Here is an 11,761-nt window from a genome sequence, read left to right as displayed (position 1 = left end):
GCCGCCCCGGCCGCCAGAGGGGCGGATAGTGAACAGTGCATGTCGGTTTCGGCCGGCTTTGTTTCAGGGAAAACGCGTCTCCCGGCTGCAACAGCCTAAACTTTCATGGCTGGCATACCGTTTTGGCGCTTGAACTCTCGGTTTTCGCGCGTATGTAAGCGTCGCGAATTGACTTCAGGGAAGTGGACTTGGCTATCTACAGGGAAAAAGACATTTTCGAGCGGCGCAATGCCGCGAACGAGGCAAAGAAGGCGCTTCTGGAGCGCTTCAAGTCGAAGCCGGCGGCTGATGATCCTGCGGTTCTGGCCAAACAGGCCGAACGCAAGGCGATTCTTGAGGCTCGCGAAATACGCGAGGCCGAAAAGGCCAGGCTGAAGCAGGAAAAGCTGGCACGCGAGGCGGTCGAGAAGGCCGAGCGCGAGGCAGCAGCCGAAGCGGCGCGTATTGCGGCCGAAGAGGCAGCGCAGGCTGAAGCGAAGATCAAGGAAGCCGAAGAAAACGAGCGCATCGCCCGTTTGCTGGCCGACGAAGCCGAACGCAAGGCCAAGCGCGACGCACGCTATGCGGCGCGCAAGCAGCGTACCGGCAGGACGCCTCCGGGCTTCTCCGCCCGCTAACGCTTCGATCGAAACGATCGGACATCAGGGTCGCCTTCCAGCGGCCCTGAATGTGTTTGTGCGTCGATTTCCTTGGTTGCTTTGCTCAGGCGGCGAGCTTCAGCCCCATAATGCCGCAGACGATGAGCGCAATGCAGGCGAGCCGGATGGCCGTCGCAGGCTCGCCCAGCAGCCAGATGCCAAGAAGCGCCGTGCCGACCGTGCCGATGCCGGTCCACACCGCATAGGCCGTCCCGACAGGCAGCGTCTTGAGCGCCAGGCCGAGCAACCCGAGGCTGATGATCATCGAGGCGACAGTGAGCACCGTCGGCAGCGGCTTCGAGAAGCCGTCGGTGTATTTGAGGCCGATCGCCCAGCCGATTTCGAACAGGCCGGCGAAAAACAGAAAAATCCACGACATCGGGATGCACTCCATTCCATGAGCATGGCGGGCCGTCCCGGCCGATTTATGGGAAGGCGCGAGGTCGTCCTCGCCGCTTCGACACAAGCGGCTGCGCCGGTGCGATCAACAAAAACACCGGCCGCATCGTTCATGCCGCCGGTGTCAAAATCTGCGCCGAAACGGTTTGTCCGGATTTCAACCGTCCAAGATCTTCCGAGGCGGGCTTACTTTTCCTTGAGCCTCATCGCCTTGACGGGCGGCGCCTTGAGTGCCGGAGCCGCTGCGGGCTTCTTGGCGTCTTTTTTCGGCTTCCGAGCTTCCTTGCCCGCCTTCATCGCACCTTTAGCCATGATTCGTTCCTCCAGTTGCTGGGAGGCCAAGTGAAACAAGAGAAACGCCGGACTGCAAGAGGGCTGCGTCTGTCGCCGGCGCCGTCGGGCCGCTTTCAACCGGTTTCTAATTTGCTCGTAAACCATTCCGGTCCGTGCCATGGTTGCCTTCGCACTGCAGCATCGGCCATGCCTTCGCCCGGCGATGATCAGGCAGTGCGGTCAGGACGACAATGCGAATCCGCATCGGCAGCGAGATGAGTTTCGATTTTCCGCAGGAAACGCCGCTGATCGCGATGCTCAACGTCCACTACTCCAGGGCCTCCGATCTCGAGCGCCCGGATTTCCTGACCTCCAACCCGCCGGTGCCGATCCAGAGCTACCGCGACAGTTTCGGCAATTGGTGCAACCGTTTCGTCGCCCCGCCCGGTCGCTTCACCTTCGGCACCGATTCGGTAATCCGCGACCCCGGCACGTTCGAGATGGGCGACCTGATGGCCTGGCAGCATGAGGTGCGCGATCTGCCGTCGGACACATTGCTGTTCCTGTTGCCCAGCCGCTTTTGCGAGAGCGATCTGCTGGCCAGCGAAGCCTGGCGGCTGTTCGGGCATACGCCGCTCGGTATTGCCCGCGTCCAGGCGGTCTGTGACTTCGTCCACAACCATATCGTCTTCAGCTACGGCAATGCGCGGCCGACCCGCACCGCGGCGGAAGCCTATCGCGAGCAAAGCGGCGTCTGCCGTGACTTTGCCCACCTCGCCGTCACCTTTTGCCGTGCGCTAAACATCCCGACCCGCTACTGCACCGGCTACATCAGCGACATCGGCCTGCCCAAACCTTGGGCGAGCATGGATTTCGCAGCCTGGATGGAGGTCTATCTCGGTGGCCGCTGGCATGTCTTTGACCCGCGCAACAATTCGCCACGCATCGGCCGCATACTGATCGCGTCGGGTCGCGACGCCGCCGACGTGCCGCTGACCCACATCTTCGGACCGGGCACGCTGGCTGGTTTCAAGGTGTGGACGGACGAGATCATCGAATAGGGGCGTCTTTCCGCAAGCTGGCCTTCAACCTGAACGACCAGGCGATTCGTGCGTTGTGATGCCTGTGGAGCTCGGCGGCAGGCCGTTACATTGGGCGCCTTGGAGGGACAGCATGGCAGCGCATGGCGGGTCGAAGACGGTCATCTACGCGGCGCTCGCCGGTAATTTAGCTATTGCTATGACCAAATTCGTCGCCGCCTTCTTCACCGGCAGCTCGGCGATGCTGTCGGAAGGCGTGCACTCGCTGGTGGATACCGGCAATGGCGGGCTGCTGCTCTACGGCATGCACCGCGCCGCCCGTCCGCCGGACCGCACGCACCCGCTCGGCCATGGCCGCGAGCTGTATTTCTGGAGCTTCATTGTCGCCCTGCTCGTCTTTGCGCTCGGCGCTGGCGTGTCCTTCTATGAAGGCGTCGTCCACATCATGGCGCCTCAGCCGGTCGCCAATCCCAAAATCAACTACATTGTGCTGGGCCTCTCAATGCTGTTCGAGGGCAGCTCCTGGTACGTGGCGCTGAAGGAGTTCCGCCAGCAGAAGGGCAACCAAGGCTGGCTGCAGGCCGTGCAATCGAGCAAGGATCCGAGCGTCTACACGATCCTGTTCGAGGACAGCGCCGCCCTGCTCGGTCTGTTCGTCGCCTTCGCCGGCATATTGGCGGCCGAACTCCTCGACATGCCCGAGCTCGACGGCGTCGCCTCGATCGGCATCGCGATGATCCTCGGCGCCACCGCCATCTTTCTGGCGCGCGAAAGCAAGGGATTGCTCATCGGTGAGCCGGCCTCGCCGGAAGTGCAGGCCAAGGTGCTGGCCATCGCCCAGCAGGATCCGGCAGTGCAGCGGGCCAACGGCGTTCTCACCGTCCATCTCGGCCCGCAACAGATCGTCGCTGGGCTGAGCATCGAATTCGAGGACCATCTGACGGCGCCTGAGATCGAAGCCTGTGTCGAGCGCATCGAGGCGCTCTTGAAAAAAGAAATGCCGGAGATCACCAGACTGTTCGTCAAGCCGCAGACGACCGGAACCTGGGAGCACCGGCGCAAGCAGGTCGAGGCGGCGTCGGACTAGTTCTGGACCAGCAGTCCACCGTTGGCGCCATCGCCTGGTCCCGCTAAGATCACCCGACGGATTTCGGAGAATCAACGATGAAAATCGATGGTGGGTGCCATTGCGGCGCCATAACTTATGAAGCAGACGTCGACCCGGAAAAGACCTCTATCTGTCATTGCACCGACTGCCAGCAACTGACCGGTACCGCCTTTCGTGTCACTGTTCCCGCGCCTGAGGATCATTATAGGATCACAAAGGGCACACCGAAGGTTTATATCAAGACGGGATCGAGCGGCGCCAAGCGTGCCCAGGCGTTCTGCGGCGACTGCGGTTCCCATCTTTACGCAACGTCGGTTGGCGACGGGCCGAAGGTCTATGGGATCAGGGCGGGGACCGCGCGGCAACGCGAGGATCTCGTTCCGACCCAACAGAAATGGCACCGATCGGCCCTGCACTGGCTTCCGGAATTCGAGGGCGTAAGCATCGTAGAGGCGCAGTAGCACCTGCCTCCCGGTTAAACGCGGCCCAAACCAGCCAATAATGTGCTAGGCTAGCCATCAAACGGATGGCGGGGGATAGCAATGTCGGAAACGGACAAAGTGTTTGCCGGCTCGATTCCGGAAAACTACGACCATTACATGGTGCCGCTGATCTTCGAGCCGTTCGCCGCGGATTTGGCACGACGGGCAGCGTCCTTGTCGCCCGGCGCCGTCCTGGAAGTCGCCGCCGGTACCGGCGTTGTCACCCGCGCATTGGCTCCAAAACTGTCTCCCGGCGCAAGCTATGTCGTGACCGACCTCAACCAGCCTATGCTCGACTACGCGGCCTCGCGACAAGCTCCCGACAGTCGTATACAATGGCGTCAGGCGGATGCTCTGGCGCTGCCGTTCGAAGATGCGGCTTTCGATCTCGTTTGCTGTCAGTTCGGCGCGATGTTCTTTCCCGACCGAGCCGCCGGCTATCGCGAAGCAAAGCGGGTCCTGAAGACCGGCGGCCATTTCCTGTTCAACGTGTGGGATCGCATCGAAGAGAATGTATTCGCCAATGATGTGACGAATGCTCTTGCGGAGATTTTTCCGAACGATCCGCCCCGCTTTCTCGCCCGCACGCCGCACGGCTACAATGACATTGCATTGATCCGCGGCGAGTTGGAAGCCGCAGGTTTCTCCCGTGTGGTGATCGACACGAGGGCCGAACAAAGCCGTGCCTCCTCGCCGCGCCTTCCGGCGGTTGCCTATTGCCAGGGAACTCCGCTTCGCAACGAAATCGAGGCTAGAGGAAAACTGGAAGCCGCAACCGATCACGCCGCGTCCGTGATTGCAGCCAGACACGGCAGCGGCGAGGTTGCGGCCAAGATCCAGGCGCACGTGATCGTGGCTACGGTCTAATGCATGGCGCCCAGAAGTGTGCCGCGGTTCTGGGACAACGACATGCATCAAAACAAAGACTTTTAAAGCGCGTCGTATGAATCCGTTCAGCGCGACGCGCTTTAATCGTCGCCTTCGACGACACGTAGCCTGAGCTGCCCCGTCTTGGAATCCGCCACCCGCACTCCGGCTTCGGCCTTGGCGGGTCCGCCACCGCGCACTTCGGCTTCGTTTTCTCCAAACTCCAGCGCTTCGATCTTTTGGCCGCGCTTGGTCACCTTCGACGTCGACACCAGTATCTCGTCGATATCCTTGGCCGACTGGCCAAAATGAGTCTGCAACCGGCGCACGCGTTCGTCGACGCGCGCGACGTCTTCCATCAGCCGGATCACCTCGCCCTGGATCAGATGCGCCTGTTCGCGCATGCGGGCGTCCTTGAGGATGGCCTGGATGACCTGGATCGACAGCATCAAAAGCGACGGTGAGACGATGATGACACGCGCCCGGTGCGCCTTCTGGACCACGGCGTCGAAATTCTCGTGGATTTCGGCGAACACCGATTCCGACGGCACGAACATGAAGGCGGTGTCCTGCGTCTCGCCCTGGATCAGGTATTTTTCCGAGATATCGCGGACGTGAATTTCGATGTCGCGGCGGAAAGCCTGGGCCGCGATCTTCTGGTGTTCGGCGCCATCGGCGGCGCGGATGGCGTTCCAGGCTTCCAGCGGAAACTTGGCGTCGATGGCAAGCTGCGGCGCACCGTTCGGCATCCTGACCAGGCAGTCGGGACGGCTGCCGTTTGACAGCGTTGCCTGGAACTCGTAGGCGCCCATCGGAAGGCCGTCGGCGACGATCGCCTCCATGCGCGACTGGCCGAAGGCGCCGCGCGTCTGCTTGTTGCACAGGATCGCCTGCAATTGCACGACCTGGCCGGCCAGCGACTGAATGTTGCCTTGCGCGGTGTCGATGACCGCCAGCCGTTCCTGCAGTTTGGCGAGGCTCTCATGCGTCGATTTGGTCTGTTCGGTCATGGTTTGACCGAGCCTGCCGGTCATGGCGTCGAGGCGCTGGCCGATCGACTGGTTGAGTTCGGCCTGCCTTGCGCCGAACACGTCGGCGATGGCGCCCATGCGGCCCTGCATCTCGGCCTGGCTTTGCAAAATGCCGGCCATCCGCGCCTCGGCGTCGCGGGCGTGGTCGGCGGCTTCCGCCGCGGCGATGGTGCGCGCCTTGGCCGATCGCCACAGCGCCACGACAAGCGCCAGGAACAGGCCGAGAAACACCAGCGCGCCGAGGGCCAGTGCATGGCCGAGCGTGATCGTCGTGGCGCCAAGCCGGGCAACGGGTTCGGAAAGGATGGTGCTCAGGTCGTTCATCCCGCCAGCATAGCCGATTCGCAGACCTGGCACAGATCAAAACGTGAACGAGACCGATTCGCACCGGTTGACGCTTCTCCTGCGACGTTTTAGGTGAGGCGCCATGTCGATCAAGCCGCTCATCATCCTTCCCGATCCCATCCTGCGCCAGGTTTCCAAACCAGTCGAACGCGTCGACGCGCCTTTGCGCAAACTGGCCGACGACATGCTGGCGACGATGTATGATGCGCCGGGCATCGGTTTGGCCGCAATCCAGATCGGCGAGCCGCTGCGCATGCTGGTCATCGACCTCGCCAAAGAAGACGAGCCGCCGGCGCCGCATGTCTTCATCAATCCCGAAATCCTCGAAAGCGCCGACGCCCGCTCGGTCTACGAGGAAGGCTGCCTGTCGATCCCGGACTATTACGCCGAGGTCGAGCGTCCCGCCTCGGTGCGCGTGAAATATCTCGACCGCGACGGCAAGCTGCAGGAGATCGAGGCCGAAGGCCTGATGGCGACTTGCCTGCAGCACGAGATCGACCATCTCAACGGTGTGCTGTTCATCGACCACATCTCGAAGCTGAAGCGCGACATGGTGGTCAAGAAGTTCAAGAAGCTCGCCAAGGACAAGGCGCCGGGCAAGCTGGTGGGATAGGCCCTGCTTTCGGCGACTCGCACAAAATCCCGTCTCGACCCGCCCCTATTGAGAGACGCTTCCTAGCGTGATATCATTGATATCAGACTGGAGACTCAGATGGGCGATATGTTGATCAGAGATATTCCCGAGCCGTTGAAGCGTGAAATCGAGCATGCGGCACGCAAGGGCGGCCAAAGCCTCTCGATCAAGGCGATCGATTTATTGCGAAAAGGCATGGTTGCGGAAAAAGAAGGCAGGGCCGAGCCTGGACTCACGGCTTGGGATGCGATTCGCGCTGCCTTCGCCTCGGAAAATGCAATCAGCGACGAATTTGCGCAGATGATGGATGAGATCGAAGCGGAACGGAAACGCGACTTTGGCCGCACCATTGAGAATTTCGAGTGATAATCCTCGATACCAATGTCGTCTCGGAAGCGAGCCGGCCCGCGCCCGATCCAAACGTCGCTAAGTGGTTTCGCAGACAGGACCTGCTCGACCTCTATCTCTGCGGTCCTGTTGTCATGGAGCAGTCCTTTGGAGCCGAAAGGTTTCTGAACAAGACCGGCTCGGACCGCCACGTCCGTGCACTTGACCACCTGGTTTCGAAGCAGTTTTCGGGACGTGTCGTCGAATTTGCCGGTCCCATTCCCCGTCTGGCGGGCAAGCTCCGGGCAATGCGGGAAACTATCGGCCGGCCGATCAGCCTTTCCGATGCCATGATCGCTGCCATCTGCCTGTCGCACGACGCTATGCTGGCGACGCGCAATATCAGGGACTTCGAAGAGCTTGACCTCAAGATCGTAAACCCGTTTGAAGCAGACGCTTGAGCGGACTGCCGCGCGCAGAACAGGATACTGGACGAAAATGCCGCTTCGCGTCATCTTCATGGGCACGCCGGAGTTTTCGGTGCCGGTGCTGCGCGCGATTGCCGAGGCCGAGCACGAGATAGCAGCCGTCTACACCCAGCCGCCGCGCGCCGCCGGCCGCCGCGGTCTGGAGCTGACACCGTCGCCGGTGCAGCGCGAGGCTGAGCGGCTGGGCATCGAAGTGCGCACGCCGCTGTCGCTGAAGGGCGAGGGCGAGCAAGCTGCTTTCCAGGCGTTGCGTGCCGATGTCGCAGTCGTCGTCGCGTATGGTTTGCTGTTGCCGAAGGCTATTCTGGAGGCTCCGCGCCTCGGCTGCCTCAACGGCCACGCCTCGCTTTTGCCGCGTTGGCGTGGTGCAGCTCCCATCCAGCGCGCCATTATGGCCGGCGACGTCGAGACCGGCATGATGGTGATGCGCATGGAAGAGGGCCTGGACACCGGTCCGGTGGCACTGGTTGAAAAATGCGCCATAGAGCCCGATATGACGGCCGGCGATCTGCACGACCGCTTGATGAATATTGCTGCCACGCTGATGGTGGAAGCGCTGTCCCGATTGGAGACAAATACCCTGGCATCGACTTTGCAGGCGGCTGACGGGGTGACCTACGCCAGGAAAATCGATAAGTCGGAGACACGTGTGGACTGGACGCGCCCGGCTGCGGAGGTCCACAATCACATTCGCGGGCTGTCGCCATTCCCCGGCGCCTGGTGCGAGGCCGACATCGGCGGCCGCACGGAACGGCTGAAACTGCTTCGCTCGACGCTTTCTGAAGGTACGCTTTCTGAAAGCATGGGCGAGTCGGGAGGAATTCTCGATGACCGGCTGACGGTCGCCTGCGGGTCGGGCGCGGTCAGGCTGGTCGAAGTTCAACGGGCGGGCGGAAAGCCTGCTGCCGCGAAGGAGTTTCTGCGCGGGGCCAAGATCGAAAAAGGAATGAAGTTCTCATGAGCATGATGTCGATACGCGGCGCGACGCCGCGGGACCGCGAGGCCATACGCCTGGTCGAGGAACACGCATTCGGCCAGCAGGCGGAGGCCGGGCTGGTCGACGCTCTGGTCACCGGCGGCGACGCCGTTGTCGAACTGGTGGCGGAAGAAGACGGCCAGGTGGTCGGCCACATCCTGTTTTCCAGGCTGTTCGTTAGGAACGGCGGCAAGCAGTTTGCAGCCGTGGCGCTGGCGCCGTTGGCGGTGGAACCTTCGTTCCACGGCTCGGGCATTGGCGGTGCGCTGATCCGCGAGGCGCATATCCGCCTCAGGGATGCCGGCGAGACGCTCGCCGTTGTGTTGGGCGATCCGGCCTATTACGGCCGCTTCGGCTACAATCATGCGCGCGCCGAAAAGTTCGAGAGCGAATATCAGGGCGAAGCGCTGCAGGCGCTGGCCTGGGGTGACGCACCCGAAAAAGGCAAACTGGTCTACGCCCAGGCCTTTACCGCACTCGCCGCCTGAACGAAGGGTGTATGCCGCGTTTTCGTCTCGATATCGAATATGACGGCAGCCTCTTCGCCGGCTGGCAACACCAGGCGGATCAGCCTTCGGTGCAGCAGGCGATAGAGCAGGCGATCGAGAAATTCTGCGGTGAGGCGGTGCGGATACGCGCCGCCGGCCGCACCGACGCCGGGGTGCATGCGACCGCCCAGGTGGCGCATGTCGACCTCGCCAAGGCATGGCCAAACGACAAGGTGCGCGACGCCGTCAACGCGCACCTGCAGGCGGCAGGCGCGCGCATCGCCATCCTGCAGGCGACGGTTGTCCCCAATGAGTTCGACGCCCGTTTCTCGGCCACCGGACGGCACTATCTCTACCGCATCCTCAACCGGCGCGCGCCTGCAGCGATGGAAAAGGGCAAGGTCTGGTGGGTGCCGAAGCGGCTCGATGCGGACGCCATGCACGAAGCGGCGAAAGTCCTGCTCGGCCGACATGACTTTACCACCTTCCGCTCGACGCAATGCCAGGCCAACAGTCCGGTGCGGACGCTGGAGCGGCTCGATGTAAGCCGCCAGGGCGACCTGATCGAAGTCAGGGCCTCGGCGCGCTCTTTCCTGCACAACCAGGTGCGCTCCATGGTCGGTTCGCTGAAACGCGTCGGCGACGGCGGCTGGACCGCCGCCGACCTCAAGGCAGCGCTCGCGGCGCAAGACCGCGCCGCCTGCGGCCAGGTGGCGCCGCCCGACGGGCTTTTTCTCGTCGGTGTAGACTATCCGGAAAAGTTCTAGGCCGGAGCGGCGGTCGGCACCGTGATGCCGAGCAGCGCCACTAGGCCGAACAAGACGGCCAGAGACACCACCAACATGCCTGCGAACACGGCGCTGCCGACAGCCGCGCCCTTGCCGATCGCGGCGTTGGTCATCCGCCAGGTGAGTACCAGCGACAGCACCACCAGAACCAGCCACACCAATTCGGCAACCGGGTTGCCGGACGGCAGGAAAAGCCTGATCAACGCTGAAGGCAGCAGCATCCAGGCGGTGATCGCCGACGCCCAGTTGCTCGCGACGACATAGTGGACGAAGCGGTCGCCGATGCCGGCGCGCGATGCGACCAGGGCAAGCACAACCAGGGGCAGCAGCCACGAGCCGAGGTCGACGGTCGCCAGGCGAACCAACATGCCCAGCCGACCGGCGAACGCATTGGGATCGCCGATCTCGTTGGCCGTGCCGACCCAGCCGACGATCATCGCCGGCGCGGCGACGACGATGGCGAAGAAGGAATTCCAGAAGCCGTCCGCCGAAAGGTCGAGCAGCCGCAAGCCGTCGGCCTTTCCGAGCATCAGCCGCCAGGCGCCGTTAAGCGATGAAGAGGTCTCGTCAACCGAAAGCATGATCAGCCCTGCTCGAACCAGTCATCGATGAAGCGCTGGTAGATTTGGGTCAGCGTCTCGAGGTCGGCCAGTGCGACGCGCTCGTCGACCATGTGCATGGTCTTGCCGACCAGGCCGAACTCGACCACCGGGCAATAGTCCTTGATGAAACGCGCATCCGAGGTTCCGCCCGAGGTGGACAGCGCCGGCTCCTTGCCGACCGTCGCCTTGATCGAGCCGCGCAGCGTCTCGATCAGCTTGTCGTCGCGCGTCAGGAAGACATGGCTCGGCCGGTCGCGCCAGATCAGCTCGTAGTCGACCGGCGTCTTGCCGGTCCGGTATTTCTTGCGCTTCGCCGCCTGGTCGAGGCGGTTATGGATCTCGGCCTGCACCGTCTCGGCAGTCCATGTGTCGTTGAAGCGGATGTTGAAGGTGGCTGTCGCCTTGGCCGGAATAACATTGGTCGCCGGGTTGCCGACATCGATCGAGGTCACTTCCAGATTGGTCGGCTGAAAATCCTTCGTGCCCTTGTCGAAGACGGGCGACAGCAAGGCGTCGACCAGGCTGATCAGGCCGCGCACCGGATTGTCGGCGAGCAATGGATAGGCGACATGGCCCTGGCGGCCGTTGACCGTGACACTGCCCGACATCGAGCCACGCCGGCCGATCTTGATCATGTCGCCGAGCGTGTCCGGATTGGTCGGCTCGCCAACGATCGCGGCGTCCCATCTCTCGCCCTTGGCCGCCGCCCAGTCGAGCAGTTTTGTCGTCCCGTTGATCGCCGGCCCCTCCTCGTCGCCGGTAATCAGCAGCGAGACCGAGCCTTTCGGACCACCCTTTTTCTCGACATGGCGCGCCACGGCGGCGATGAAACAGGCGATGCCGCCCTTCATGTCGACGGCGCCGCGGCCATACATCTCGCCCCTGGCGATCTCGGCGGCGAAGGGCGGATGCGTCCACGACGCCTCGTCGCCCGCCGGCACCACGTCGGTATGGCCGGCAAACATCAGATGCGGCCCGTTGCCGGAGCGACGCGCGTAGAGGTTCTCGATGTCGGGGGTGCCGTGTTCGGAAAACACAGGGCGTTCGACGGAAAAGCCGAGCGGCTTCAGCATGCCTTCCAGGGCAGCCAGCGCGCCGCCCTCGGCGGGCGTTACAGAGGCGCAGCGTATGAGGGTCGCGAGGTTGGCGGCGGGATCGGTCGGCAGTTTCATGGGCAAAGCGATAGTCGAAAGCGAAAGGCCTGTCACGGCCAGAGATGATGACCGATCCTGCCGCCGACATTATGGTTTTCCTGTCGTATAGTGCAGGCCAACA

General features: G+C 62.8%; 16 protein-coding genes. 11 read left to right on the top strand and 5 right to left on the bottom strand.

Features of this window, described 5'->3' with window-relative positions:
* The first annotated feature begins 188 nt into the window (after positions 1-188).
* Entirely contained in the window at positions 189-617 is a 429-nt protein-coding gene (locus tag X730_RS157735; protein WP_023673205.1) for a DUF6481 family protein, read from the top strand.
* Between the two features lie 85 nt (positions 618-702).
* Here X730_RS157735 and sugE read toward each other — a convergent pair whose 3' ends face one another.
* Together sugE and X730_RS1000000168090 are read right to left on the bottom strand one after the other, a co-directional pair.
* Positions 703-1,017: a quaternary ammonium compound efflux SMR transporter SugE gene (gene sugE, locus X730_RS157740; RefSeq protein WP_023681326.1), complete on the bottom strand. Its 315-nt coding sequence runs from the start codon at positions 1,015-1,017 to the stop codon at positions 703-705.
* A gap of 206 nt (positions 1,018-1,223) precedes the next feature.
* Positions 1,224-1,490, bottom strand: coding sequence for a hypothetical protein (locus tag X730_RS1000000168090; RefSeq protein ID WP_032889372.1), 267 nt, complete (start codon positions 1,488-1,490; stop codon positions 1,224-1,226).
* Between the two features lie 71 nt (positions 1,491-1,561).
* Between X730_RS1000000168090 and X730_RS157745 the strand changes: the two genes are divergently transcribed.
* From X730_RS157745 to X730_RS157760, 4 genes are all read left to right on the top strand, one after another.
* Positions 1,562-2,371, top strand: coding sequence for a transglutaminase family protein (locus X730_RS157745; protein WP_023687480.1), 810 nt, complete (start codon positions 1,562-1,564; stop codon positions 2,369-2,371).
* A 112-nt stretch (positions 2,372-2,483) separates the two neighbouring features.
* On the top strand, positions 2,484-3,437 hold the full coding sequence (locus tag X730_RS157750; protein WP_023696044.1) for a cation diffusion facilitator family transporter: 954 nt from the start codon (positions 2,484-2,486) through the stop codon (positions 3,435-3,437).
* A gap of 77 nt (positions 3,438-3,514) precedes the next feature.
* Positions 3,515-3,919, top strand: coding sequence for a GFA family protein (locus X730_RS157755; protein WP_023673210.1), 405 nt, complete (start codon positions 3,515-3,517; stop codon positions 3,917-3,919).
* Between the two features lie 81 nt (positions 3,920-4,000).
* Positions 4,001-4,807, top strand: a complete 807-nt coding sequence (locus X730_RS157760) for a class I SAM-dependent methyltransferase (RefSeq protein WP_023673211.1) — start codon at positions 4,001-4,003, stop codon at positions 4,805-4,807.
* 101 nt (positions 4,808-4,908) lie between these two features.
* Here X730_RS157760 and X730_RS157765 read toward each other — a convergent pair whose 3' ends face one another.
* A complete protein-coding gene (locus X730_RS157765) occupies positions 4,909-6,162 on the bottom strand; it encodes a DNA recombination protein RmuC (RefSeq protein WP_023825811.1) in 1,254 nt (417 codons plus the stop codon).
* Positions 6,163-6,265: 103 nt separating this feature from the next.
* On the opposite strand from X730_RS157765, the gene def reads away from it, so the two are divergent.
* The 6 genes from def to truA all read left to right on the top strand — a co-directional run bounded on the left by def (position 6,266) and on the right by truA (position 9,863).
* On the top strand, positions 6,266-6,796 hold the full coding sequence (gene def, locus X730_RS157770; RefSeq protein ID WP_023673213.1) for a peptide deformylase: 531 nt from the start codon (positions 6,266-6,268) through the stop codon (positions 6,794-6,796).
* 99 nt (positions 6,797-6,895) lie between these two features.
* Complete coding sequence (locus X730_RS157775) at positions 6,896-7,183, top strand: hypothetical protein (protein WP_023825810.1); 288 nt, start codon at positions 6,896-6,898, stop codon at positions 7,181-7,183.
* The gene (locus X730_RS157780; protein WP_023703800.1) at positions 7,180-7,605 is read left to right on the top strand and encodes a type II toxin-antitoxin system VapC family toxin; all 426 of its coding nucleotides are present in this window, start codon (positions 7,180-7,182) and stop codon (positions 7,603-7,605) included. The genes X730_RS157775 and X730_RS157780 overlap by 4 nt, the downstream gene beginning before the upstream one ends.
* Positions 7,606-7,642: 37 nt before the next feature.
* The gene (gene fmt / locus X730_RS157785) at positions 7,643-8,593 is read left to right on the top strand and encodes a methionyl-tRNA formyltransferase (RefSeq protein ID WP_023825809.1); all 951 of its coding nucleotides are present in this window, start codon (positions 7,643-7,645) and stop codon (positions 8,591-8,593) included.
* On the top strand, positions 8,590-9,096 hold the full coding sequence (locus X730_RS157790; RefSeq protein WP_023681337.1) for an N-acetyltransferase: 507 nt from the start codon (positions 8,590-8,592) through the stop codon (positions 9,094-9,096). The genes fmt and X730_RS157790 overlap by 4 nt, the downstream gene beginning before the upstream one ends.
* An 11-nt stretch (positions 9,097-9,107) precedes the next feature.
* On the top strand, positions 9,108-9,863 hold the full coding sequence (gene truA / locus X730_RS157795) for a tRNA pseudouridine(38-40) synthase TruA (RefSeq protein WP_023681338.1): 756 nt from the start codon (positions 9,108-9,110) through the stop codon (positions 9,861-9,863).
* Here truA and X730_RS157800 read toward each other — a convergent pair.
* Together X730_RS157800 and dapE are read right to left on the bottom strand one after the other, a co-directional pair.
* Positions 9,860-10,465: a hypothetical protein gene (locus X730_RS157800; RefSeq protein ID WP_023681339.1), complete on the bottom strand. Its 606-nt coding sequence runs from the start codon at positions 10,463-10,465 to the stop codon at positions 9,860-9,862. The genes truA and X730_RS157800 overlap by 4 nt on opposite strands.
* Before the next feature lie 2 nt (positions 10,466-10,467).
* Positions 10,468-11,658 carry a succinyl-diaminopimelate desuccinylase gene (gene dapE / locus X730_RS157805; protein ID WP_023681340.1) on the bottom strand — a complete coding sequence of 397 codons (1,191 nt, stop codon included), beginning with the start codon at positions 11,656-11,658 and terminating at the stop codon, positions 10,468-10,470.
* Positions 11,659-11,761: the final 103 nt, after the last annotated feature.

This window comes from Mesorhizobium sp. L103C131B0 (assembly GCF_000502275.1).
Lineage (GTDB): Bacteria > Pseudomonadota > Alphaproteobacteria > Rhizobiales > Rhizobiaceae > Mesorhizobium.
Note: the sequence above shows the minus strand (reverse complement) of the source record. Positions and strands in the feature narration are given on the sequence as shown.

Bases quoted from the DNA above. Each gene is read 5' to 3' on its own strand.
- X730_RS157755 (WP_023673210.1), top strand. From the start codon at position 3,515: ATGAAAATCGATGGTGGGTGCCATTGCGGCGCCATAACTTATGAAGCA.
- fmt (WP_023825809.1), top strand. From the start codon at position 7,643: ATGCCGCTTCGCGTCATCTTCATGGGCACGCCGGAGTTTTCGGTGCCG.
- X730_RS157760 (WP_023673211.1), top strand. From the start codon at position 4,001: ATGTCGGAAACGGACAAAGTGTTTGCCGGCTCGATTCCGGAAAACTAC.
- X730_RS157775 (WP_023825810.1), top strand. From the start codon at position 6,896: ATGGGCGATATGTTGATCAGAGATATTCCCGAGCCGTTGAAGCGTGAA.
- X730_RS1000000168090 (WP_032889372.1), bottom strand. From the start codon at position 1,490: ATGGCACGGACCGGAATGGTTTACGAGCAAATTAGAAACCGGTTGAAA.
- def (WP_023673213.1), top strand. From the start codon at position 6,266: ATGTCGATCAAGCCGCTCATCATCCTTCCCGATCCCATCCTGCGCCAG.
- X730_RS157765 (WP_023825811.1), bottom strand. From the start codon at position 6,162: ATGAACGACCTGAGCACCATCCTTTCCGAACCCGTTGCCCGGCTTGGC.
- X730_RS157750 (WP_023696044.1), top strand. From the start codon at position 2,484: ATGGCAGCGCATGGCGGGTCGAAGACGGTCATCTACGCGGCGCTCGCC.
- sugE (WP_023681326.1), bottom strand. From the start codon at position 1,017: ATGTCGTGGATTTTTCTGTTTTTCGCCGGCCTGTTCGAAATCGGCTGG.
- truA (WP_023681338.1), top strand. From the start codon at position 9,108: ATGCCGCGTTTTCGTCTCGATATCGAATATGACGGCAGCCTCTTCGCC.
- dapE (WP_023681340.1), bottom strand. From the start codon at position 11,658: ATGAAACTGCCGACCGATCCCGCCGCCAACCTCGCGACCCTCATACGC.
- X730_RS157800 (WP_023681339.1), bottom strand. From the start codon at position 10,465: ATGCTTTCGGTTGACGAGACCTCTTCATCGCTTAACGGCGCCTGGCGG.
- X730_RS157745 (WP_023687480.1), top strand. From the start codon at position 1,562: ATGCGAATCCGCATCGGCAGCGAGATGAGTTTCGATTTTCCGCAGGAA.
- X730_RS157790 (WP_023681337.1), top strand. From the start codon at position 8,590: ATGAGCATGATGTCGATACGCGGCGCGACGCCGCGGGACCGCGAGGCC.